This window comes from Dyella flava, assembly GCF_016904955.1.
Lineage (GTDB): Bacteria > Pseudomonadota > Gammaproteobacteria > Xanthomonadales > Rhodanobacteraceae > Dyella_B > Dyella_B flava.
Genome location: NZ_JADIKE010000029.1, coordinates 13,549 through 36,654 on the forward strand (window position 1 = coordinate 13,549; position 23,106 = coordinate 36,654).

Genomic DNA, 23,106 nt, shown 5'->3' on the forward strand with positions numbered 1-23,106 from the left:
AGGGCCTCCATCCGGAGGCCCTTCTCGTTTGATCACTTCAAGATCTTCTCGTAGCGATAGGCGTCCGCGCCGTCCTCGTAGAAACCCTTCACCACCGGGCCGAAGCGGTGGTAACCCAGCCGCTGATACAGGCGGATGGCGGCATCGTTATCGGGGCGGACCTCCAGGCGTAAGGCCTGGCAGCGGCGTTGGCGCGCTGCGGCCTCGGCCGCCTCGATCAACGCCGTGCCCACGCCCTTGCCGCGAGCCTCGGGCAGGCTGGCGATGGAATACAGCCGCGCCACGCGGCTGCCTTTGCGAAAGAACACCAGGGCCGTGCCAAGGAAGCGGCGATGATTGGCGCTGGCCACCAGCACGCGCGCCGAATCGCTATCCAGATGGCGGCGGAATTGCGCGCGACTCACCTGGTCACTGTCGAATGTAGCTTGCTCCAGCGCGACCAGATCATCGAGATCGGAAAGTTCGGCTCGGCGCACCCGCACGGCTGCGGTGGCTGGCGATGGGGTCATCAACGGGGCTCTCGTCAAACGCGCCGGTGCTCGGGCTGGCGCTGGTCACAGTGGGGGTCGAGTAAGGGCGGCACTGTAGTGCAGAGTGCGCTGGAAAGCATCCCGCTGTGGGCGTGCTGGAGTACCGCTCAGGCCGGTGGCGGGCCCTGCGTTTATTCTTGCTTCAGTGCACACCCTTGTGTACCCCGCCGAGGTGCAAGACACTGCGCCCTTGCGCTGCGCCGCCTCGTTCCCCTACGCGACGACGTCCCTCCTGCTGTTCCTCCGAGGTGTCATGACCCGACTCGTCATCGTCGTCGAGAAAGCTTCCGACTGGGGCTCCTACTATCCATCCGTCGACGTGGTCACCGCGATGGACTATCTGCGCGAACCGGTCGGCGGCGACGACGAACGCACCCACGTGATCAACCTGTGCCGCAGCTACAAATACCTGGGCACGGGCTATTACGTGTCGCTGCTGGCCGAAGCACGCGGGCATCGCGTGATGCCTTCCGTGCGCACGGTGAACGACTTGCGCCGGCGCTCGCTCTACGGCATCGCCATTGACGACCTCAACGCCAAGCTCACGCACTTCCTGCCCGCGGGCGGACGCGACACCACGGATTTCGGCACGCTGGTCTATTTCGGCGAGACCGCCTATCCCGCCTTGCAGGATCTGGCGCGGCAGGTATTTGAAATGTACCCCTGTCCGCTGTTGCGCATCGAGTTCGAACGCGAGCGCGTGTGGCAGATTTCGTCGGTAAAGCCGGTAGGCCTGCACACGCTGGACGATGCGCAGGAAGACGCCTTCGCCGCCGAGCTCGATCGCTTCTCGAAAAAGCTGTGGCGTAAGCCTCGCGCAAGGCGGCTGTATCGCTACGACCTGGCGATGCTGGTGGATCAGAACGAAGCCATGCCGCCTTCCAACAAGCAGGCCTTGAAGCACTTCGTCAAAGCCGGCAAGGAATTGGGCATCGAAGTCGATCAGATCGGCAAGAACGATTACCAGCGCCTGGCCGAATACGACGGCCTGTTCATCCGCGAAACCACCGCCAGCGACAACCACACCTACAGCTTCGCGCATCGCGCCGAACGCGAAGGCATGGTGGTGATGGACGACCCCAGTTCGATCCTGCGCTGTACCAACAAGATCTTTCTCAACGATCTGATGGTGTCACGCAAGCTCGCCGTGCCGCGCACAGAGATTCTGTATCGCGACGACACCAAGGGCCTGAGGGACGTCGCCGCCAAGCTCGGCTATCCGCTGGTGCTGAAGATTCCCGACGGTTCGTTCTCGCGTGGCGTGGTCAAGGTGGAAAGCGAGGACGAACTCGAAAAAGCCACCAGCGAACTGTTCCAGCACAGTGCTTTGCTGCTGGTGCAGGAATTCGTTGCCACGGAATTCGATTGGCGCATCGGTGTGCTCAACCGCGAACCGCTGTATGCGTGCAAGTACTACATGTCGCGCGGCCACTGGCAGATCTACAACCACGGTGCCAAAGGCGCGGCGAAAACCGGCAACTCCGAAACGATCCCGATCCGCGACGCACCCGCCGAAGTAGTCAAGCTCGCGCTTAAAGCCACCAGCGCGATCGGCGACGGCCTGTATGGCGTGGACCTCAAGCAGGTCGGCGACAAAGCCGTCATCATCGAAGTGAACGACAATCCGTCCATCGATGCCGGCGTGGAAGACGACTATCTGGGTGAAGACCTTTATCGCCGCATCATGCAGGAATTTCTGCGGCGCATGGAGCGCAAACGCTTAGGCATTAACAGCTAAGAGAGAGTGGAGAGGAGTGAGAAGTGAGAGAAAAGCGAGTAGCAACCGGCTCTTCTCTTACTTCTTACTCCTCTCCACTCTCTACTTAAAAAAACGCCGGCCAGCGACCACATCCCTGACCTGACCGGCGGGCCTACATCGATGCGGCGCTCCGGCCGCACCTTGCTCCACTGCCAAGCGGAATTCAGTGCCAGAGCAGGCGTGATACGTTGCGGCGGCGCGGGCGGCACGCGGCCAGCAACTGGCGCAGCAGATTGGGTTCCAGGGTGAGTGCCACGGCCAGCGGGGCACATAGCAGCCAGAACATTGGTGCCCAGCCGAGCAAGCGGGTGTGGGCGGGCACCAGGGTGGTCGCGAGCAATACGCTGCCGGCGAGCAGCCAGAGCAGGGACGCGGCCAGCAGCCGGGAATGACGATCGGAATCAGTAACCTGCGGGCGCATGGAAAACTCCGGAACGGGCGATGGGTGAAGCTTGCCGGCCGGTGATCTCATAGCTTGCGATCGGAACAGACACGCACCGTAAAATCACCATCCAGCGCAAGGAGCCCCGAGCATGTCCCGCCACCCTCAATTCGCCGTTTTCGGCCATCCGATCTCGCATAGCCTCTCGCCACTGATTCACCAGGCGTTCGCGCAGCAATTCGGCATCGCGCTCGACTACCGCACCATCGATGCGCCAGCGGACACGTTCGCCGAAGCGGTGAAGCGGTTCTTTGAGCAGGAAGGCGGACGTGGCGCGAACGTCACCCTGCCGCACAAGGCCGCCGCCTATGCCTTGGCCGACGAACGCACCCAGGCCGCCACCCACGTCGGCACCGCCAATGTGCTTACGCGCCAGGCCGACGGCCGCCTGGTGGCGCATAACACCGATGGTGCGGGCCTGGTTCGCGACCTTACGGATCGTCATGATCTGGATCTGCGCGGCCACGATGCACTGCTGCTTGGCGCAGGCGGTGCTGCGCGCGCGGTGGCCTGGTCGTTGTTCGAAGCGGGCGTGCAAACGCTCACCATCGTCAACCGCTCGCCACAAGCGGCGGATGTCGTGGCCGATGCGATCGGCGAACCGGCACGCGTGCATACGCGTTATTGGGAAGACCTCGGCAACATCGGCTGCTTCGACCTGATCGTCAACGCCACCTCCGCGGGCACCTTGGGCCAGTCGCTGACACTGCCGTTCGCACTGGCCGGCGCGCGTGCGGTCTGCTACGACCTGGGCTATGGCAAATCCGCTTTCAGCTTTCTTGCCTGGGCGCGCGCTGCAGGTGCTCTTCACGCCTACGACGGCCTGGGCATGCTGGTGGAACAGGCCGCCGATGCATTCGAGTTGTGGCACCACAAGCGACCGGATACCGAACCGGTGTACCAGCAGCTCAAAGCGCACATCGCCTGAGTGGTCATGCATTGCCGGCCTGGATGCGGCGCGTGTTGCATCGCGCCTTCGATCAGCTCGCCGATCCCCGGCATGCCCAACGGCAAGCCGGCGGGCATGCGTTGCATCCAGCTCACGGATGACAATCGTTGCGCCATCTTCGGCGATCCGCGCCGTCCGGCGGTGTGCGCCAGCCTGCGACCCGAGCCGGCCATGTGCGGGTCCGATCGCGAGCACGCCATGCGCTGGTTGACGCAGCTGGAAGCGACGACCCGCACAACGTGAAATCTACGTCGCCGCGATTTAACCCCTCTAAATTTGCGCCCGTGCCAGCGTGGGCGGACAGGGGGCATCATCCGCGGGGAGTTGCGTCATGTTGCCTGAGGGGAGTTTCCGTCGTGTCCTGGCTGCGGCCGGGTTTTCCTTGTTTCTTGCCGGTGTTGCGCAAGCGGCGCCGGGTAACAGCAGTCCCGTCGGTACGGCCAATGTGACGGTCGCCGATCCCACTGTGCCGCGACCTGCGGGCCAGCCGTGCGTGGTGCAGCTTTTCAGCAACGACAGCTTCGACAATTACAGCCCGCAGCCTTTCAGCTATACGCCGCCGACCGGTTGCGGCACGCATTGGGCCAAGGTGGTACTGGAGGGGGATTTTTCGGTCACGGCCGGTGTTCAGTACGACCGCACCGCGACGATTTTCCTGGCGGGCGTGAACCTCTATTTCGGCACCACGCAGGAGCCTTCCTCCACGCTGTCGCCGAGCTGGCATGTGGAGCGTGACCTGACCGATTACAGCGCCTTGCTCAGCAACGCCGGCCAGGGCCAGGTGTTCATCGGCAATACCGTCAATAGCACTTACACCGGCGTGCTACATGGCAGCGCGCGTTTGCTGTTTTATCCAGCTAGTGCCCGCGCGCCGGCGGCGAACGCACCCGATGCGGTGTATCCGTTGGGCAGTGACCCGATCGGCAGCACGGTTGCCTTGAACGATTCCAGCAGTCAGCTGGCCGCAACGCTGAACCTGCCACGCAACGTGGAGCGGGCTTATCTGGATGTGTTCACGCAGAGCCAGAGCAATGACGAGTTCTGGTACACCTGTGTGCCGCCGCAGTACGCAGCCGAAACCGGCGAATGCAACAACGGCAATTTCCGTGAAGCGGAGGTCAGCATCGATGGCCAGCCGGCGGGCGTGGCGCCGGTGTATCCGTGGATCTATACCGGCGGCATCGATCTGTTTATCTGGAAGCCGACACCCGGTGTGCAGACGTTGAATTTCATCCCTTATCGTGTGGACCTGACGCCTTTCGCGGGCGTGCTCAGCAATGGCTCGCCGCATACCGTGGCGGTGAGCGTGGAGGGCGCGGACAGCTACTTCTCCGCCACGGCGGCGTTGCTCGTGTATGAAGATCACCACGCCCAGCAAGTGAGCGGACAAGTCACGCGCAATACCTTGGCCAATCAACCGCCGACACCCACGATCAGCAGCACCTTGAGCCAGAATGCCGCGGGCGATGTCACCGGCGGAGTCACCACCAGCCTCAGCCGCCACTTCATCATCGAAGGCTATGCCGACACCTCGCATGGTCGTGTGACGACCACGGTGGACCAGACGGTGGCGTTTACTAATACCGAAAGCTTCAACATCACGGCCAGCATCTACGATCAAATCACCGATCAGCTCACCACGGTGCAGGGCGTGAGCCAAAGCAAACTGGGGCAGGCCGTGGTGGGCGAGTTCACCGCAAGCTTCCGCTATCCGCTCTATGTGGAGTCGGACCAGAGCACGCTGTCCGACGGCAACTATTCAATCTTCACCAAGGTCCGCCAGGGCTATCGGCAGCATACCGAGGAAGGCCTGGGCGGCCTCACGCTGTACGCGGCCCATGTGGATAACCATATCGATGGCTCTGACACCTTGGTGGTGACGCCCTCGTACAGCATCGTCAGCCACAGCGGCCAGCAGGCCACGCAAACTTTTGCGTTCGGTGATTCGCTGGGCGGCTGCTATAGCGGCAGCGTCAGTTCCGCCAACAACGTAGTGACTGCCTACAGCAGCGGCCAGGGTTGCCCCGGCCGGCAAAACCGGGTGCTGTGGTTTACCCATCCGGACGGCTCGCCCTATCAGGGCGACGGCCCGCTGAGCTGGTAACGGGCGGGAACCGGCACCTCCTCGGATGGTCCGAGGGGGTGCCGGCATGCTAGTTTTGTCGGTATATGACAGAGAGCACCACGCTCCATGGAGTCTTTACCGATGCGTACCCGTTTGCTTGCCCTTTCCATCCTTGGCGTGACCGTCGCGCTTGCCGGCTGCCATCACGCCACCCGTCCGGATGGAACGAAGGTGGAGAAGGGCGGTGTGGTCCTGATGGGTCCGTTCGAAAACTTCATCGCCACGCATCCGACGGCTGACCAGTTCAAGAAGATGTATCCGGGCGTGCAGCTGATGATGCCGGGCGCGATCAGCTCGCTGGATATCCGTTACGACAACACGCGCTTCTTCCCGCAGCTGGACAAGGACGGCCACATCATCGGTGGCGATTTCCACTGACCGATGACGTACCTGTCATATTCGACAGGCTAAGTCATTTTGCTGACATTTTGTAAGGTTAACCTGACACGACAGCGGGGCCGCCCTGTCTGCCCAAGGGCGGCGGCAACTCAAAGCAACGTCAGCGCCAGGTCAACATGCTTTCTTCCCTTTCCACTGCGCCGCATCGGCGCGGCTTGTTGTTCGGTGCGTTGGTCGCGGTCGTGGCAATTGTCGGCGGCGGATTCTGGTATGCCCACGCCTCGATCCAAAGGCCTACCGGTCACACCGCCAACGATGGCAGCGACGTCGGCATCCTGATGGGGCTGGCGGACCAGGCTTATCACGACAAGCATCTGGTGGCGCCGGTCGGCAGCAACGTCTACGAGTTCTACTTCAGCGTGCTGCAGGCTGATCCGAACAACCAGGTCGCCGTGGAGCGCCTGAAGGAAGTCTTCAAGCCAGCCTGCGACACGGTGGAAGCGACCATCAATGGTGGCGATCTCGACGAGGCGCAGCGCGAGCTGTCGCTGTTGCGCATGTATGACCCGCACAACTACAAGCTCGCCTTGCTCGGCGGCGTGCTGGATGCGCAACGCGTGATCGAGCGCCGTCAGCATGAAGCCGAAGCGGCGCGTATCCAGGCGGCGCAGGCTGCCGGCGGGCCGGCGAACTGGGTTTATCCGGCCCAGTAAACGTTATCCGGCCAGGTAAACGTCTTTCAGCCGCACGTAGTGATCCGCCGAGTAATGCAGCTGCTCGATCTGCTTGTCGGTAAGCACGCGTACGCGCTGGGCAGGATTGCCCAGCCATAGCTCACGCTCACCCACGACCTTGCCTGGCGGCACCACGCTGCCTGCGCCGACGAAACCGTATTTCTTGATCACTGCGCCATCCAGCACGGTGGCGTGCATGCCGATCAGGCAGTAATCCTCGATGGTGCAGGCATGGATCACCGCCGCGTGGCCGATGGTCACGCCTTCGCCCACGATGGTCGGAAAACCGCCGGGAGAATACGGGCCATCATGCGTGACGTGCACCACGCTGCCATCCTGCACATTGCTGCGTGCGCCGATGCGGATATGGTGCACATCGCCGCGCAGGATCGCGCCCGGCCAGATCGAAACATCATCGCCCAGCACCACATCGCCGATCACCGTAGCAGCCGGATCGACATAGGTGCGGGCACCCAAGGTGGGCGAAATGCCCTTGAAACTACGCAAATGATTCATCCGCATAGTTTAAGGCAACACTCCCAGGTATCGCCTCAGCCGGAAACCGCAAGATCATCGTCATCGGAAAGCCGGCCTTGTTCGCGGGCTTCCAGCACGCGCAGCGTCTCCTGATAGCCGGCGTCCACCGCCAGCTGCCAGTCCTTCCAGTCCAGCATGCTGACGTGCTCCAGCGGCGGGTTGATCAGCAGGTCCGCCCGCTCGATGCAGTGCAGGCTGGTCTCCTCGCTGTTGACCATCGCCGCGCGCGTCAGGGTGGAGACGATGCCCGGCCAGCCGAGGCCACGGCGCTGGCGCATCCATAGCCGCCACCACGGCGGCGTGGCGAATTCCTCGGTCTTGGCGAGCAATGCGATATCCGCGCGGATCGCCACCGCGGTGATGTGCGCGATACCGTCTTCGGCCATCACGTCGGTCGGCAGGTTGTCGACCAGCGCCCCGTCGACATACACATGCCCGTGATGCAGCACCGGCGGCAGGATGCCGGGAATCGAACTGCTCGCGCGCAACCACAACCAGAGCGGTCCGTGCCGGTGCACCACCCTGCCCTGGCCGGACAGATTGGTGGAGACGCAGAAGAACGGCCGCTCGAGATCCTCGATATCGATCGCACCGAACGCCCGCCGCAACATGATCGCCGCGCGGCGTCCGCGGGTCAGCGCGACGAACGGCAAGGTCCAGTCCGACAGTGGCTTGCCGCGCACGAAGGCCTCGTAATAGATGCGCATCATGTCGTCGATGCTCCACATATTGGCGACGCCCGCGCCGATGATGGCGCCGATGCTGGTGCCGCCGATGGCATCAAAGTCATGACCGGCTTCGCGCAGGGCGCGCAACGCACCCAGGTGGGCCAGGCCGCGCGCGCCGCCACCGGCTAGCACCAGGCCGCGCGCGTGGCCGCTGATCAGCCGAGCGATGCGCGGAATATCGCCTTCGCCGCAAATATGGTGATGCTGCAATTCGCCGCTGAATTCGCCGCGCCAGCGCCGTGCGGCACCGGGCAGCACCCGGTGCGCGGGATGGATCAGCAGCAGATGGCGCGGCCGGTGCCGCACCCGCGCCGGGTGCCCGGGCGCCGCTTCCGGCCAGGGTTTCGCAGGCTGCGCGGCGAGCGCGGGCAGCAGCAGTACATCGGCCTGGCGCAGGCAGCGCAGACGCCATGACACATCGCCGGTGCTGTCCAGATAGATCACAAAGCGCACCTGCGCCTCGCGCTCGGCGAACCAGTCGCTGCCGCGGTCGGCGCCATGCTCGGCATCGATCACCAGGCAACTGCCATAGGCTTCCAATGCCTTTGCCAGCTGCATGGCCAAGCCGCGCACGGGCACGTTGTTGTCGACCGGTAGGATCGCAAACGTACGGGGCTTGTCGGGTGGTTCGACGTGGCGTTCGCGGCGCAGCAGGCGATCCATGGCCTGCCGCGCCACTTCAAGCATGGCGCGCGGCTGGCGCTCGATCAGATGCTCGAACAGGCTGCGATCCAGCCGCAGCAATTCCGAATCGCGCAGGGCGCGCACGTTGTAACGGAACGGTTCGCCGCTGAGCAGGCTGATCTCGCCCACGCTGTCATCGGCCGAGACCTGGCGGACCAGGTCGGTGGCGCCATCGAACACTCCCAGGCTGCCGCTGCGCAGCACGTACAGTGCATCGGCCACCTCGCCCGTCTTGAACAGGTGCTGGCCGCCGGGCAGGCAGATCCAGCGCAGGTTTCCGAGCAGCGCGGTGCGTTGCGCATCGTTCATATGCGCAAAAAGGGGAGTGCGACCGAGCAAGGCGGCGACATCGGCAGGCAGCATGCGCACGATGGTACGACGCCGGCGATGACACCGTGCGTGTCATAAAGCCGCTCAGCGCCTTGATTTCGGTACCCGCCGCCAGCACGCTGTGAGACCTGAAGGAGTTTGCCCATGAGCCATAACAATCCCTTGCTGGCGGATGCCGACCTGCCGGCGTTTTCGCAGATCAAACCCGAGGATGTAACCCCGGCCATCGACGCCCTGCTGGCCGACAGCCGCGCCGGCATTGCCGCGTTGACGGCCGAGGGCGGCCCCCGTGATTTCGCCTCGGTGATGCTGCCGCAGGAGCGCCTGGAACAGCGCATTGCGCATGCCTGGTCACCGGTTTCGCATCTGCATTCGGTGGCCGACAGCGAAGCGCTGCGCAAGGTCTATGGCCCGGCGGAGGAAAAGCTCACCGATCATGCGCTGGAAGTGGGGCAGAATCGCGATCTTTACGCCGCCGTGCAGGCGGTGGCCGACGCGCCGGACTTCGCCCGTCTGTCCAGCGCGCAGCGTGCGCTGGTCGAACATGCGCTGCGTGATTTCAAGCTCTCCGGCGTGGCGCTGGAAGAACCGGCACGCTCGCGTTTCCGCGAAATCGGCGTGGAGCTGAGCAAGCTGTCCACCGAATTTTCCAATGCGGTGCTCGACGCCACCGACGCCTGGCATGAGCGCATTACCGACGAACGCGATCTGGCCGGCATTCCCGAATCCGGCCGCGCTGTGCTGCGCCAGTACGCCAAAGAGCAGGGCATGGACGGCTACCTGGTGACGCTCAAGCAGCCCAGCGTGCAGGCGGTGATGACCTACGCCGACAACCGTGGTCTGCGCGAGCGCGTCTATTGGGCCTATCAGACGCGTGCGTCCGATCAAGGCCCGCATGCGGGCAAGTACGACAACAGCGCGCGCATCGAACGCATCATGGCCTTGCGTCATGAAGCGGCGCGGCTGCTCGGTTTCGCGAATGCGGCGGAAGAATCGCTGGCGACCAAGATGGCGAGCGCGCCCGCCGACGTGTTGGCGTTCCTGCGCGACCTGGCCGCGCGCGCCAAACCGGTTGCGCAAAAAGAACTGGCCACGCTGCGCGACTTCGCTTCAAACGAACTGCAGATTGACAACCTTGAAGCCTGGGACGTTGCCTACGCTTCGGAAAAACTGCGCCAGAAGCAGTACGCGCTGGACGAAGAGCAACTCAAGCCGTATTTCCCCTTGCCGGCGGTCATTGATGGCTTGTTCGGCCTGGTGCACCGGCTCTATGGCATCAGCCTTACGCCGCGCGACAACGTCGATGTCTGGCATCCGAATGTGCGCTACTACGATGTCACCGACAAGCACGGACGCGTCTTTGCCGGTGCGTATATCGATCTCTACGCACGCAGCGGCAAACGCGGCGGTGCGTGGATGGACGTCTGCCGCGCCCGCTTCGACGATGGCGCTCACACGCAGGTGCCGGTGGCTTTCCTCACCTGCAATTTCGCGCCGCCGACCGAAGGCCGTCCGGCTCTGCTCACGCACGACGACGTGCTCACCTTGTTCCATGAATTCGGCCACGGCTTCCATCACCTGTTGACCGAAGTGCCGCTGCCTTCCGTGGGTGGCATCGACGGTGTGGAATGGGACGCGGTGGAATTGCCCAGTCAGTTCATGGAGAACTTCGGCTGGAACCGCGAGGCGCTGGATCTGTTCGCCAGGCACTGGGAAAGTGGCGAACGCCTGCCCGAGGAATTGTTCCAGCGCATGCTCGCGGCCCGGCATTTCCACGCCGGCCTGTTCCTGGTGCGCCAGCTCGAATTCGCCTTGTTCGACTTCCTGCTGCACCTGGAATACGACCCGGCCAAGGGTGCGCGCACGCTGGAGGTGCTGGAGGAGGCGCGCCACGAAGTCGCCGTATTGCATCCACCGGCCTGGCAGCGTTTCCCGCAAGCGTTCAGCCACATCTTCGCGGGCGGCTATGCCGCCGGTTATTACAGCTACTTGTGGGCGGAATTGCTCAGTGCAGATGCTTTTGGCGCCTTCGAAGAGCAGGCCGCGGATGGTCGCAGCGTGATCCACGCCGACACCGGCGACCGCTTCCGCCGCGAGATCCTGGCGGTCGGCGCCAGCCGCCCCGCGTTGGAGAGTTTTGTCGCCTTCCGCGGTCGCAAACCTGAGCCGGAAGCATTGCTGCGCAGTCACGGGTTGATGTGACGGTTCTTGTTGGTCTCCGGTGAAGACGCGTAGCTGTCCGGGGAACGTGGTGAAATCCGGTTGCGCGGGAACACCATCCCTCCCCGGCACGCCGGGGAGGGAGCGGCATCATGTCAACCGCCTCGAATTGCTCGGCGCCTGCTCGATGCCTCCAGGCAGCAGCGTCCTGTGCTCGAACAGCAGCGCCTCGACCTCCTGCGCAGGCACGGCGGGACTGTACAGGAACCCCTGGACTTCATCGCACTTGAGCATGCGCAGCAGGCGCGCCTGTTCATCGGTTTCCACGCCTTCGGCCACGACGCGCATGTCCAGCGAGTGCGCCAGTGAAATGATCGTCGACACGATGCTCTGGTCTTCAGCGCTGCTGGCCATATTCATAACGAACATGCGATCGATCTTCAGCGTATTGGCGGGCAGCTTGGCGATATAGCTGAGCGAGGAATAGCCGGTGCCGAAATCATCGATCGCCACCGACACACCCATTTGCCGAATCACCCGCAGCTTTTGGATATTCGATACGATGTCCTTCATCACCAGGCTTTCGGTGATCTCAAGCTCCAGCGCGTAGGCCACGTCGCCGTTGTCCTTAACTACATGCTCGATCAAGCCCACGAAGCCGCGGTCGTGCAGTTGCACCGTCGAGACATTCACCGCAACCTTCATCGGTCCAAAGCCTTTCGCCTGCCATGCCACGGCATCGGACACCGCTTTCTTCAGCGCCCACTCGCCTACCTGCATGATCATTCCCGTCTCCTCCAGCAAGGGAATGAAACTCAGCGGCAACACCAGGCCGTGGTCAGGATCCTCCCAGCGGATGAGCGCTTCCAGGCCATTGATACGACCGGTCTGGATGTCTATCGCGGGCTGGTAATGCAGCACCAACTGCTCGTGCTCCACGGCGCGGCGCAATTTGCTTTCCAGCGACAGCTTCTTGGTCACCATCACATTGAACGACGGTGCGTAGAACATATATTTGTTGCCGGAAACCTGCGCATTCTTGAGTGCCGACTCGGCATTGTCCCAAAGCGCGTCCGCGTCCATGCCATCCGTCGGATAGGACGCCACCCCGGCCCTGACCGACATGCTCAGTTCCTGGCCACCGATCTGAAATGGCTGGCTTTGGATGACCGAAAACACTTCGTCCAGCAGTTGCATGACGGTGACACCCTCATCGTCATAGTGCGTGGCGAGGCCGAACGTATCCGCGGAAAAGCGCGCCAGCACGTCCGTTTCACCCAGCACTTCCTGCACGCGCCGCGTGAACTCACGCAACAAGTCGTCGCCGGCCTGCCGGCCGAGGCTTTCGTTGACCCGGCTGAAACGGATCAGATCAAACATGATCACGGAAAAGCGCTTGCGCTCGTGCCGTGCGGCCTTGACCTTCTGGCCGACGCGATCGAGGAACAGCATGCGGTTGGGCAGGTCCGTCACGGCATCGTAAAAGGCCAGATAATTGAGTCGATCCTTGTTTTGCAGGTGGCTCATCGCAAACGAGATGTCATGCGCGATCTCCGTCAGCAGGCGCTTCTCCTGCGCATCGAATACGTGCGCTTCCGACGCATAGAACCCCAACACACCCACGAATGCACCCTGCATCAGCAGGGGAAACATCGCCGAGGATCGATAACCTCGCGCCCATGCCTCCACTCCCAGGGGCAGCAGGCTTTCCTTCGAGGCCAGGTTGTTGCAGATCACCGGTTGCTTTTGCAGCAACGCATGCACGCGAGACAAATCCTGCGCTGAGGAATCCTTCGCTGCGCTGAGATCGAGTACGAACCGGCACCCATCTTCATGCCCTTCGCACACCACTGGCGTGACCGTCCAGGTATTGGCGTCGAACATGCCCACCCAAGCCAGGCTGAATTTGCCAAGTTCCACGGCAATGCGGCAGGCACGCTCGAACAACCGCTTGCGCTCATGCACACGCACGATGGTCGTATTGATGCCGCTGAGCACGGCATAAAGGCGATTGAGACGGGCGATCTTTCGCTCGGCCTCCTTGCGTTCGGTCACGTCGCGCACGGCCACGGCGGCCATGGGGCTGCCATCGGCTTCCAATGGGCTAAGACTGATGTCCACGGGGAATCGCGTACCATCCTTGCGAACGCCAAGCAGATCGGTGCTTCCTGCGCCCATTGCGCGCGGCATGTTTCTCTTCGCCAAATCCATATGGGCTTGCTGCAGGATATCCGGCAGAAGCTTCTCGACCGGCTTGCCCAACAGTTCCGCTCGCGGGTAGGCAAACATCGATTCGGCCTGGCGGTTTACCAGCGCGATGTTGCCGTCCGTGCCGATCATCACTACCGCATCCGGCGCATACTCGAAAAGATTGTGAAAGCGCAGCTCCGCGCGCTTGCGCTCGGCAACCTCGGCGGTAAGCGCGGCGGTACGCTCCTCAACCAGCCGCTCCAGATGCTCGTGCAGATTGGCGCGCTCCAGTGCAATCGCTACTTGGTGTCCGAGGCCGTTAAACGTTCCCAGCTCGCTGTCCTTGAACGGCTCCGGCTCCGCAGCGGCCAGATTCAAAATACCCAGGTTCTCGCCGCCGCTCCACAACGGCACGATGGCATGGCATTGACCGTTACCCCCCGCCTGCGCCAAGCGTTCGCAGGCCTGCATGTTGGTGGGGCAATCCTGGTTGCGGTCAAGGAACCGGCGCTGGCATTCGCACATGTCGCGCGTGGCGCAGGTGTTCAGCAAGGGCTGCGGCAGATTGCGCGTCGCGCCAAGGCGGAACGTTTTATCGTCGTTCAACAAATAGATCCACCCAGCCTGTACGCCTGGCAGAAACATCGCGTTTTCCAGCGCCCGCTCGCACACCTCGCGCTCGCTCATCGCACCATTCAGCCCCTCGGCTACGTGATAGAGGCCGGCCAGGGTGCAATTGGAATCGGTCAGTTCGCGCTCGCGCACCCTCAATGCCGAGCTAAGGTGCACCGCCTCTTCGTAGACGGAGATGAGCAGATCCACGATCTGCTGCCGCTCGGCGGTAATGAAGTGCTTTTCGCCGCCCAGGTAGATTTCCACACCCATGTTGATCTTTTGGCTTCTGCGCAGCTCATTGGTCATCAGCAGATAGTCGACGCGCGCCAGCAGGTAGCTGTCCTCATAGGGTTTGCGGATGAAATTGTCGGCGCCGCATTTCAGTCCGCACATGATGTCCGATACGTCGGACAGCGTGGTGAGCAGAATTACGGGGATGTGCTGCAATTGCTCGTCGCGCCTGAGTTCGCTGCACAGCGTGAAGCCGTCCATCTCCGGCATCATCACGTCGCTGATGATCAAAGCGGGCTTGCGCTGGCGAGCCGCCTTCAGCGCCTGCTTGCCATTGCCGGTGATGGTCACCGCAAAGCCGTTTTCCTCCAGCGTATAGCGCACCCTTTCTGCCTGGGTGGGGCTGTCTTCGGCAATCAGTATTTCGACGCCGTGGTGTTTGGCTCGGTTGCTTGTCATGGATCACACTCCACGGTTGTTGCATCCGCGTTGCTTGACGACTTCGATCAGCATGCCGGCAATTCTGTCTGCGGCCAGTACATGGGTTGCGGCATCCAGCCGAATCGCTGCGCCCGGCATGCCATGCACGACCGAACTGGCCTCATCCTGAGCGAACGTGACGGCGCCTCTTTCTTTCAGCAGGCGCAGGGCGTCGGCGCCGTCGCACCCCATGCCGCTCAACAGACCGGCAATGGCAGCGCCGCCGTACACCTCGGCGATTGAGCGAAACAAAAAAGACACCGAGGGGCGCAAACCGCCTTCGGGCGGGTCCACGGCGAGCACGATCGCGTCGCCATGCACCACTCTCATCTGGTAGTCGTCGGGGGCCACATAGACGTGACCGGGCAGCATTGCATCGCCGTGACGAGCTACGTGCACTGGCAGCCTGGTTACCTCAGCCAGCCATTCGGCGAATCCCCCGATGAAGCCGGAGGTCATGTGCTGCACCACCAGCAACGGTGCGGGAAAGTCTTTCGACAGGCCCGCGAGCACGGTTTGCAGCGCTGGCGGGCCACCGGTGGATGCACCAATCGCCACAACCCGTATCGGCCTGGGCGTGCACGAACCGGCCGACGCCGGATGTACCCCGAGCGCGCCGTTGCGCGCATGCGGCCGGCGCCGTACCAGCTTTACCTCGGCCATCAGCTTCACCGTCTGCACCAGTTCCCTCGCCGTCGTTTCATACTGCGCGTGACCGATGCCCTTCGGCCTGGCATGCACGGTCAAAGCCCCGGCTTCCAGCGCCTGAAATGTCGTCGCCACCTCCTGCCCGTCGCGGCTGCCGCTGACGATCACGATGGGTGTCGGCATGGTTTCCATGATGCGGCGCGTGGCCTCCAGGCCATCCATTTTCGGCATGTGGATATCCATCGTGATCACGTCGGGCCGATAGCGGCGCACCGCGTCGAGCGCCTCCTCGCCATCGCGTGCGGTGGCGATCACCCGTATGCCGGGATCGGAACCCAGCACGTAGGACAGGAATTCGCGAACCACGGGCGAATCCTCGACGATGAGTACGGTGATCACTGAATGGGCCTCATAGGGTGACTGCTATCGGGACCCGGCAAAGTGAAAAGCGGGTGTGCTCCGCTTCGCCGCCTGGTCCGAATGCCGCCAAGAAATTCACACCAGCCTCCGAATGACTTCCAGCAAATTGCTCTGGTCGAAGCTGCTTTTCACGATGTACGCATTGGCGCCCACGTCGATGCCGCGCTCACGGTCCTCGCGCGAACCGAGCGCGGTGACCAACACCACCGGAAGATTCATCAAGTGTTCGTCGGCGCGCAGTTTGGCGGTAAGGTCGAAACCATCCATGCGCGGCATTTCCACGTCAGAAACGACCAGATCGAAGTTGCCCGTCCTCAGCGTGGTATATCCATCGACACCGTCCACGGCGGTACTGACGCGATAACCGGCCGTCTCCAGAATGCCCTTGAGCAGGGAGCGTGAGGTGATGGAATCCTCGACCACCAGGATCGACTGCTTTTCGGTTTTCGCGCTCTTTTCGCCGGGCACGCGATCCGCTGGCAGCCGCGGTGCGGTCGCATGTTTTACCGCCGACTTGAGCAGATCCGATGCATTCAGCACCAGTACGACCCGGCCGGTGCCCAACACACAGGCGCCGGCGACGTTGCGGATGCGCGCAAGTTGCCGGCCCAAGGGTTTTACCAGCACTTCATGCTCGCCAAGGATTTCATCCACTTGAAACGCCATGCGTGTACGCGCCATGGAGACAACCACCACCAACACCGCATCCGCTGGCGCGTCGTCCGTGCGAGAGCGCTTCAGCTCCAGCACGTCACTCAGCGGTATCAACGAAATGGCCTCTCCGTCGAGCGCAATCGTTTCGCGGTTTTCCACTGTGCGCACGTCGCCACGCACGACGCGCGCGACACGTGCGACATGGATGACGGGAATCACGAAGAGCTGCTCGCCCACGCGAACGATCACACCGTGGACATTGGCCAGCATCAGTGGCAGCACGATGCGGAACGTGGTGCCCTCGTCTCTACGCGATTCGATGGCGACGCTGCCACCCAGGCGCTCAACCTTTTCACGCACGATCGCCAGCCCAAGTCCGTGTCCGGAGACGTCGGTGATGATGGGGCTGGTGCTGATGCCGGATTTGAAAATCAGCATCAGGGCTTCCTGCTCGTCCACGCGCTCGGCATCCTGCGCGGAGAGGGTGCCGAGTCGGCCCGCCGCGGCTTTCACCGAGGCAGTATCGATGCCGCCGCCATCATCCGCCAGCAGCACTTCGACCTTGCCGCTATCCTTCTGCGAAACGGCCACGATAATCCTGCCTTGTGGCGATTTGCCCTTCGCAACACGCTCCGCCGGCTTGGCGAACCCATGGTCGATACTGTTGCGCAGCAGATGGATCAGCGGATCTTTTATCGCGTCGAGGATGCGTCGGTCGATTTCGATCTCGCCGCCTTGCAAGACCAGTTCCGCGTTCTTGCCTTGCTCGCGCGCCAGCTCGCGCACAAAGCGGGGGAAGCCTTCCAGCAGCGATGAAAACGGCAACAGCTGCATCTCCTTGCAGTCGTGCAGCAGACTGTCGGCCATGTTGGCCAGCGTGCGCTGGTCGTGTTCGGCAGCGCGGCACAATTGGGCCAGGCGGTCTTCCAGCACCTTCATGTGCAGTTGTTCACTGTCCAGATATTCGAGCAGCCGCGGCAGCTCACGGCGCTTGCCCGACGCACTGTCCGTAGCGATATAGCGTTCTTGGTCCTGATGGCCGACAGCCTGTTGCGCCTGCCGCGAATCGGCCAGGGCCGCACGTTCGATCAGGCGCAATACGGGCTGCAGGCGCACGCGCTGCTTCCGCCACGTTGCAAACATCGTGGCGGTCTCGCGCAGCTCCTGGGCGCGCTGGCCAGCGGCCAGGCGTGGCGCCAGCAACTCCTCCACGTGATGCATCACGGTGTCCAGCTTGGCGACGGAAACGCGTACCGTTTCAGGTGCAAGGCTGGGCAGCACTGCTGGCGGATCCGCTACGGCGTGCATGACGATGGGTTCCGGCACCGTGTGCATGTCGGTGGACATGTCCTGCAAGGCCTCGTCGAGGCGACGGGTCATGCTGGCCACCAGCGGTGGACGCCTTCCCTGCGACATCGAATCCATCGCCAGCAGCTGGCGGATGACATCGAGCGATTCATGCAGCACATTGAGCAGGGAAGGCGTCACGGCAAGCCGCTCGGCCTTTATCGCGGCGAATACGCTTTCCAGCGACTGGCATACGGCTTCGATCGACTCCAGGTTCACCGCCCTGGCTGCACCCTTGAGGCTGTGCGCATCGCGAAAGATCGTTTCGATCAGCGTTTTGGATGCCGCGCCCCGCGGTGTTTGCTCAAGCGCCATCAATCCCGACGACATCGACCCAAGATGCTCATCGGCCTCAGTCCGGAAGGTTGCCAGCAACCGTTCCATCAGGCCGTTGCCTTGCTTGCCGTCGTTGCGTGAGGCCATGCTCGTTACACCGCCGCGCGCCGGCTTCCGATCAACTCGCCCAGCCGTTGCCCCAGCTCGTGCAGGCCTTGCGCAGCCACTTCCGCCTGGCGGGTACCGGCAACATTCTGGCTGCTGGCCTGCTTGATGCTTTCCATCGCCACAACCACCTGATCCATGCCCACCATCTGCTGCTGGCTGGAGACGGCAATCTGCGTTGCTGCCTGCGCCGCCTCGGTGATGCTTTCTGCAAGCTGGCGGATGGATTCACCCGTCTCGCCGCTTTGCCTCACGCCGGCTTCCACCGCCTTGTGGCTCTGCTCGGTAGCGAGCACGGCAGAGCTGGTGGCTTTCTGGATATCGCCGAGAATCGTGCGCACCTGGGCGGTAGCCTGCTTGGATTGTTCGGCGAGGTTCTTGATCTCCTGCGCCACCACACCAAAACCCTTGCCTTGCTCGCCGGCCTTGGTCGCTTCGATCGCGGCGTTGACGGCCAGCAGGTTGGATTGCTCGGCCAATCCGTTGACGGCGGCAATGATTTCGCCGATCGCCTGACTCTGCTCGCTCAGGCGCACGATGCTCTCGGCCACCGATTCCATATGCTCCTGGATGCGGTGCATGCCCTGCACCGTATCGCCCACCGCACCGCGGCCGCTGGCGGAAACACTGGAAGCCTTCTGCGCGCTTTCCTGTACATAACGCGCTTTCTGGCTCGCCAACTGGGCCGTCTGCTTCACCTCCTCCACCGTCGCGGTGGTTTCGCTGACGGCAGTGGCGGTTTGCACCGCGCTGGACGCGACCTGGGCGGTGGTGGCGAGAATCTCGGCCGCCGAGGAGGCCAGCCTGCCGATGCTTTCCCGCAATTCGTGCGTGATCGCGCGCACGATCAAAAAGCCGAGGAGCGCCAGCACCAGGCAGGCAAGCGGTATACCGTAGGCGATGCTGTAAATGGCGCCGCTGGATTTGGCGTTGACCTCGATGTCGCGTTGATCCAGCGTCGCCCTCGCCTTGCGTGACATGTCGCCGATCACGGTACGGATGCTGTCCATGGTGTTCTTGCCCTTGTCCGTCGCCACGACTTTCTCGGCCGCGTCGAATCCCTGGGCCTGCCGCAGCGTGATGGTTTCCTTCAGCTCGTCGGATTTCGCTGCTATCAGCGATTGCAATTGATCGAGCTCCTGCAGCTCGTCCGCATTGCTGTCGAGCAGGCCGCGCAGGTTCTGCAAGTATTTGGCAACGTTGGCGCTACCCGTGTTGTACGGCTCCAGGTAGCGATCTTCGCCCACGATCAGGTAGCCGCGCTGTCCGGTCTCCATATCCTGCACCGAGGACAATGCGCCGGCGAGATTTTCGATCACCAGATAATCGTGCGATCGCTGCTTCACAGCCTCTATGTAACCGCTGGCATTGCGGTAGGAAACGGCGCCCAACACCACAATGATCAACAACGCAAGGGCATAGCCAGCGCTGATCTTCATTCCCACGGTCAGTTTCATAGCGTCTCCCTCGTTCGCCAAGACGAAAGATCTCGTGACTTACTGTTCGTGCACTTGCTCGTTCACAACAATGTTCGTGTCGGACAGCAGTTTTTCGCCGTCCAGAATCACCAGCCGGCTTTCCGTCAAACCCTTCAGATAGGCGTCGCGGATGTTCGCCAGCGTGGGCAGAGATGGCTGGATCTCGCCGATACGCACCCGACGCACACCGTTCACGGCATCTGCCAGTACGCCAAGAACCATGCTGTCCATTTGCAGCACGATGACCTTGTTGAGATCGGTGAGTCCTTGTGCGGGCAGCTCGAAAAACACCTTGATGTCGATGACCGAAAGAATCTCGCCACGCAGATTGATGATGCCCAGTACGAACGGCGGCGCGCAGGGCAACGGCGTGAGGCTTTCCAAGGGATAGATCTCACGCACATAGCGCGACTCGATGGCATAGCGCTCGTAGGCCAGCTGGAACTCCACCACCTCGATACATTCGTCGGCGGGCTCTTCCTGCCCGGCTTCGGCCGCCAGCGCCTGCGCCCGCGCCATCAGAATGCCGCGACTCTCTTCGGGCGTGGGTTGCCACCCTTGCTCAATGGCCGCGCGGGCGGTGGCCAGGCGTCGCTCCAGTTCGCGATAGTCGATGGCCGCTTTCTCCACCTTCCCCGACGTGGATGGTTTGGCTGATGTGCGATCGTTCCCGTTCATGCGTCAGCCGTTCCGAGTTTGGAGAAACTGCAGAGCACAGAGTTCGTGATATCGGCGAGGCGTCCGGCGCTTAAGCCCTCCGATTCAGGAACGATTTCGTCCGGCGGAAGGGCGCGCAGCAATTCGAGCACGTTCCTGAAGTGCCGTGCCGCCTCACGCTGTTGCCCGCACGCCAGATGCAACTGGCCCAGTGCGAAATACGCGAGCACAAAAGCGCCGTCCAGATACAGCACGCGCGCCAGCGAACGCATTGCCAGGTCGAACTGTCCCTGTTCCTGTTGGATCAGCGCGCGCAGATACTGCGGCAGCGGATCGAGCCGATTGGCGGCGATCGCCTTTTCGCAGCAGGCGTCCGCCTCGGCGAGCCGGCCCTGGTTGGCGTAGTCCCTGGCCAGACGGCAATCCGCCGGGGAGATGGTTTCGCGACGGCTCATCGCGGTTACGCGTGGCGGCGTCGACACGACGGGCTGGGGCAACGGTATCAGCGCCTCGACGGCGTGCGCGGGTGCGGCGCATGCATGCGCCAGCTGCACAGCCTCCATGGGGTGCGTCGTCAGCAAGGGTGAGGAGCCCGGAACGCTGCCCTTGCGATAAAAGATGGCACCCGGAAATTCGACGGCGGTCAACCCGGGGTACGACTGCACCGACGTTTCGGCGGGCGCAACGATCAGCCAGCCGCCATCGACCAGCGTGTCACGAAGATGGTCAATCACCTTCCTGGCCTGTGCCGCCGTGAAATACATCAGCACATTGCGACAGATGACCACGTCCATGGCGTTGGTGTTGTTGCTCAGCGATGGGTAGACGTCATCGACGAGGTTGAGATAGGAAAAGCACACCCGCTTGCGTATCGGCGCGTGCAATTCGAAACGTCCATCGGCACAGGGATGGAAATAACCTGCACGTACCCAGTTTGGCGTGCTGCGGAATGACCATGACCCGTAAATGCCCCGGGCCGCCTTACGCAGAAAGGCCGGGTTGATATCGGTGCCCAGGATGGTCACGTGCCAATGGGCGGGATCGGGAATCAGCCGGTTAAGCAGGATCGCGATCGAATACGCTTCCTCACCCGTGCAACAACCCGCGCTCCAGATGCGCAGGCGGCGTTCGCCGTTCATCCGTGCCTGGATCAGCGCGGGCAGCACATGCTGCTCAAGCGCGTTGAAACAGGATTCGTCACGAAAGAAATAGGTTTCGCCGACGGCCAGGTGACTGGCCAGTATTTCGATCTGGTTGCGCGTCGGAGGCGTGGCGAGCAACCAGCGCGCGCAGGACTCGGCGTCGGGCATGCCAAAGACCGGTGCGGCGGCCTTGATGCCGCGCTCGATATCGGCCCAGCGATGGGGAGGAAAGTTCAGCCCCGTGCGCGCGGCGAGTAATTCGCTCAAACGTGACAATAGCGGGGGCGTGAAGGCGAGCTGCATCATGCGCCCCGGTTACCTTCCAGTGCGTCGTCCAGGGATGCCGCTTCGTCCAGCGAAAGAAAGGCATCGAGGTCGTGCAGCAGGATCAAGCCATCCTTGAGCTTGATGACGCCTTCCACATAATCGGCACCAGGCAGAATGCGCTGGGCCTCGATCACGTCGTGGTCACCGCATTCGACGATGCCCGCAACACGGTCCACCACCAGGGCAACGGCGCGCTTTGCGGTGCGCGCGAAGATAAGCTGGTCTTTCGGCGCAACCTCCCGTTCCGGTAGATGGAACCGGCGCCGTACATGGATGACGGGAACGATCTGCCCCCGCGCATTCACGACGCCCAGCACAATGTCAGGAGCGTTGATGAGTGGCGTGACACGTACTGCATGCACGACGCTGTCGACCGCGGACAGGCGCAGCGCATAACGCTGTTCGTCGAGCACAAAAGCGACGTACTGATTGCGCATGTCGATCTACGCCCCCCGTATGAGTCGGCCGATAGCCACGAGCATGGCGACCTGAAGTTGCTCTCATTTATTCAGTGCATCCGCGTTGCGAAAAAACGCGTGGCCCGAATTAAGTTCAGGATGGAACGACTCGTAGCTTTCCCAGCTGGCTCAGCACATCGAACGCCTGTCGCGGCTATACCTGTTTGCGACAGGTAAGCACACGCTATACCTCGACAGATTGGCAATCAATATGCGTAGTGCCTGGAATGTGCACATGGTCAAAGCAAATTCAAACAATCCATGCTAAGCGTCAATTCGTCTATATCGTGCTGATATCGCAGGGTGGGGTGCAGATATTAAGTTCGCGTGGATTTCGTGTAGACATGGCGTCGTTATTGCCTTGGCTAATGAATCCATTATTCCAAGTGCGCACATCCCGAGGCGCTATCCGAAACTGCTCCGTTGGTGGCAGTTGCGGTTGCACTTCTGGAAGGTTGTCCAGGCCGAAACGCTCCGGGTCGTCCTTCTGACCGAGGTCCGCTATGGCCCTGGATAATCATGTGTACCCATCCGGCTGCCCGGGACCGCACAGTCTTCCAGACGGTGCCCGGCGTTGGAATCCAGGCCGCCTCCACGTACCCGTCAAAGGATTGCCGTACAACGAGGAGTCGACTTTCGAGGGGCGAAGGGCGCGCGACTCCGGCCAATCCCGCGAGATGATCAGGTCTGCAACTTGGCGG

Annotated in this window: 18 protein-coding genes; 7 read left to right on the forward strand and 11 right to left on the reverse strand. The window is 62.4% G+C overall.

Annotated features, from left to right (window positions below):
- Positions 1–32: 32 nt before the first annotated feature.
- Positions 33–509, reverse strand: a complete 477-nt coding sequence (locus ISP19_RS04990) for a GNAT family N-acetyltransferase (RefSeq protein ID WP_204680255.1) — start codon at positions 507–509, stop codon at positions 33–35.
- Positions 510–783: 274 nt separating this feature from the next.
- Here ISP19_RS04990 and ISP19_RS04995 point away from each other — a divergent pair, with 274 nt between their 5' ends.
- Complete coding sequence (locus ISP19_RS04995; RefSeq protein ID WP_204680256.1) at positions 784–2,268, forward strand: RimK family protein; 1,485 nt, start codon at positions 784–786, stop codon at positions 2,266–2,268.
- Positions 2,269–2,452: 184 nt separating this feature from the next.
- Here ISP19_RS04995 and ISP19_RS05000 read toward each other — a convergent pair whose 3' ends face one another.
- Positions 2,453–2,710: a hypothetical protein gene (locus ISP19_RS05000; RefSeq protein WP_204680257.1), complete on the reverse strand. Its 258-nt coding sequence runs from the start codon at positions 2,708–2,710 to the stop codon at positions 2,453–2,455.
- A gap of 112 nt (positions 2,711–2,822) precedes the next feature.
- Between ISP19_RS05000 and aroE the strand changes: the two genes are divergently transcribed.
- The 5 genes from aroE to ISP19_RS05025 all read left to right on the forward strand — a co-directional run bounded on the left by aroE (position 2,823) and on the right by ISP19_RS05025 (position 6,857).
- Positions 2,823–3,659, forward strand: a complete 837-nt coding sequence (gene aroE, locus ISP19_RS05005; protein WP_204680258.1) for a shikimate dehydrogenase — start codon at positions 2,823–2,825, stop codon at positions 3,657–3,659.
- Positions 3,660–3,665: 6 nt separating this feature from the next.
- Entirely contained in the window at positions 3,666–3,923 is a 258-nt protein-coding gene (locus ISP19_RS05010) for a YkgJ family cysteine cluster protein (protein WP_204680259.1), read from the forward strand.
- A gap of 88 nt (positions 3,924–4,011) precedes the next feature.
- Positions 4,012–5,784 (forward strand): peptide-N4-asparagine amidase, encoded by a 1,773-nt coding sequence (locus tag ISP19_RS05015; RefSeq protein ID WP_204680260.1) that lies wholly within the window; start codon positions 4,012–4,014, stop codon positions 5,782–5,784.
- A gap of 102 nt (positions 5,785–5,886) precedes the next feature.
- A complete protein-coding gene (locus ISP19_RS05020) occupies positions 5,887–6,183 on the forward strand; it encodes a hypothetical protein (RefSeq protein WP_204680261.1) in 297 nt (98 codons plus the stop codon).
- A gap of 137 nt (positions 6,184–6,320) precedes the next feature.
- Positions 6,321–6,857 carry a hypothetical protein gene (locus ISP19_RS05025; RefSeq protein WP_204680262.1) on the forward strand — a complete coding sequence of 179 codons (537 nt, stop codon included), beginning with the start codon at positions 6,321–6,323 and terminating at the stop codon, positions 6,855–6,857.
- Between the two features lie 3 nt (positions 6,858–6,860).
- Here ISP19_RS05025 and ISP19_RS05030 read toward each other — a convergent pair whose 3' ends face one another.
- The gene (locus ISP19_RS05030; protein ID WP_204680263.1) at positions 6,861–7,394 is read right to left on the reverse strand and encodes a gamma carbonic anhydrase family protein; all 534 of its coding nucleotides are present in this window, start codon (positions 7,392–7,394) and stop codon (positions 6,861–6,863) included.
- Positions 7,395–7,429: 35 nt separating this feature from the next.
- Positions 7,430–9,190: a patatin-like phospholipase family protein gene (locus ISP19_RS05035; RefSeq protein ID WP_204680402.1), complete on the reverse strand. Its 1,761-nt coding sequence runs from the start codon at positions 9,188–9,190 to the stop codon at positions 7,430–7,432.
- Between the two features lie 111 nt (positions 9,191–9,301).
- Here ISP19_RS05035 and ISP19_RS05040 point away from each other — a divergent pair, with 111 nt between their 5' ends.
- A complete protein-coding gene (locus tag ISP19_RS05040; RefSeq protein ID WP_204680264.1) occupies positions 9,302–11,359 on the forward strand; it encodes a M3 family metallopeptidase in 2,058 nt (685 codons plus the stop codon).
- 108 nt (positions 11,360–11,467) lie between these two features.
- On the opposite strand, the gene ISP19_RS05045 is transcribed toward ISP19_RS05040, so the two are convergent.
- From ISP19_RS05045 to ISP19_RS05075, 7 genes are all read right to left on the reverse strand, one after another.
- Positions 11,468–14,812, reverse strand: a complete 3,345-nt coding sequence (locus ISP19_RS05045; protein ID WP_204680265.1) for an EAL domain-containing protein — start codon at positions 14,810–14,812, stop codon at positions 11,468–11,470.
- A gap of 3 nt (positions 14,813–14,815) precedes the next feature.
- On the reverse strand, positions 14,816–15,880 hold the full coding sequence (gene cheB, locus ISP19_RS05050; protein WP_204680266.1) for a chemotaxis-specific protein-glutamate methyltransferase CheB: 1,065 nt from the start codon (positions 15,878–15,880) through the stop codon (positions 14,816–14,818).
- A 96-nt stretch (positions 15,881–15,976) separates the two neighbouring features.
- On the reverse strand, positions 15,977–18,325 hold the full coding sequence (locus ISP19_RS05055; protein ID WP_204680267.1) for a hybrid sensor histidine kinase/response regulator: 2,349 nt from the start codon (positions 18,323–18,325) through the stop codon (positions 15,977–15,979).
- A 5-nt stretch (positions 18,326–18,330) separates the two neighbouring features.
- Entirely contained in the window at positions 18,331–19,800 is a 1,470-nt protein-coding gene (locus tag ISP19_RS05060) for a CHASE3 domain-containing protein (protein ID WP_204680268.1), read from the reverse strand.
- 39 nt (positions 19,801–19,839) lie between these two features.
- A complete protein-coding gene (locus ISP19_RS05065; protein WP_204680269.1) occupies positions 19,840–20,499 on the reverse strand; it encodes a chemotaxis protein CheW in 660 nt (219 codons plus the stop codon).
- Positions 20,496–21,926 (reverse strand): CheR family methyltransferase, encoded by a 1,431-nt coding sequence (locus ISP19_RS05070; RefSeq protein ID WP_204680270.1) that lies wholly within the window; start codon positions 21,924–21,926, stop codon positions 20,496–20,498. Before ISP19_RS05070 ends, ISP19_RS05065 begins: the two co-directional genes overlap by 4 nt.
- Positions 21,923–22,384 carry a chemotaxis protein CheW gene (locus tag ISP19_RS05075; RefSeq protein WP_204680271.1) on the reverse strand — a complete coding sequence of 154 codons (462 nt, stop codon included), beginning with the start codon at positions 22,382–22,384 and terminating at the stop codon, positions 21,923–21,925. The genes ISP19_RS05070 and ISP19_RS05075 overlap by 4 nt, the downstream gene beginning before the upstream one ends.
- Positions 22,385–23,106 lie beyond the last annotated feature (722 nt).

Bases quoted from the DNA above. Each gene is read 5' to 3' on its own strand.
- ISP19_RS05030 (WP_204680263.1), bottom strand. From the start codon at position 7,394: ATGAATCATTTGCGTAGTTTCAAGGGCATTTCGCCCACCTTGGGTGCC.
- ISP19_RS05055 (WP_204680267.1), bottom strand. From the start codon at position 18,325: ATGGCCTCACGCAACGACGGCAAGCAAGGCAACGGCCTGATGGAACGG.
- ISP19_RS05070 (WP_204680270.1), bottom strand. From the start codon at position 21,926: ATGATGCAGCTCGCCTTCACGCCCCCGCTATTGTCACGTTTGAGCGAA.
- ISP19_RS05075 (WP_204680271.1), bottom strand. From the start codon at position 22,384: ATGCGCAATCAGTACGTCGCTTTTGTGCTCGACGAACAGCGTTATGCG.
- ISP19_RS05035 (WP_204680402.1), bottom strand. From the start codon at position 9,190: ATGCTGCCTGCCGATGTCGCCGCCTTGCTCGGTCGCACTCCCCTTTTT.
- aroE (WP_204680258.1), top strand. From the start codon at position 2,823: ATGTCCCGCCACCCTCAATTCGCCGTTTTCGGCCATCCGATCTCGCAT.
- ISP19_RS05015 (WP_204680260.1), top strand. From the start codon at position 4,012: ATGTTGCCTGAGGGGAGTTTCCGTCGTGTCCTGGCTGCGGCCGGGTTT.
- ISP19_RS04995 (WP_204680256.1), top strand. From the start codon at position 784: ATGACCCGACTCGTCATCGTCGTCGAGAAAGCTTCCGACTGGGGCTCC.
- ISP19_RS05045 (WP_204680265.1), bottom strand. From the start codon at position 14,812: ATGACAAGCAACCGAGCCAAACACCACGGCGTCGAAATACTGATTGCC.
- ISP19_RS05065 (WP_204680269.1), bottom strand. From the start codon at position 20,499: ATGAACGGGAACGATCGCACATCAGCCAAACCATCCACGTCGGGGAAG.
- ISP19_RS05010 (WP_204680259.1), top strand. From the start codon at position 3,666: ATGCATTGCCGGCCTGGATGCGGCGCGTGTTGCATCGCGCCTTCGATC.
- ISP19_RS05040 (WP_204680264.1), top strand. From the start codon at position 9,302: ATGAGCCATAACAATCCCTTGCTGGCGGATGCCGACCTGCCGGCGTTT.
- ISP19_RS05020 (WP_204680261.1), top strand. From the start codon at position 5,887: ATGCGTACCCGTTTGCTTGCCCTTTCCATCCTTGGCGTGACCGTCGCG.
- ISP19_RS05000 (WP_204680257.1), bottom strand. From the start codon at position 2,710: ATGCGCCCGCAGGTTACTGATTCCGATCGTCATTCCCGGCTGCTGGCC.
- ISP19_RS05025 (WP_204680262.1), top strand. From the start codon at position 6,321: ATGCTTTCTTCCCTTTCCACTGCGCCGCATCGGCGCGGCTTGTTGTTC.
- ISP19_RS05060 (WP_204680268.1), bottom strand. From the start codon at position 19,800: ATGAAACTGACCGTGGGAATGAAGATCAGCGCTGGCTATGCCCTTGCG.
- ISP19_RS04990 (WP_204680255.1), bottom strand. From the start codon at position 509: ATGACCCCATCGCCAGCCACCGCAGCCGTGCGGGTGCGCCGAGCCGAA.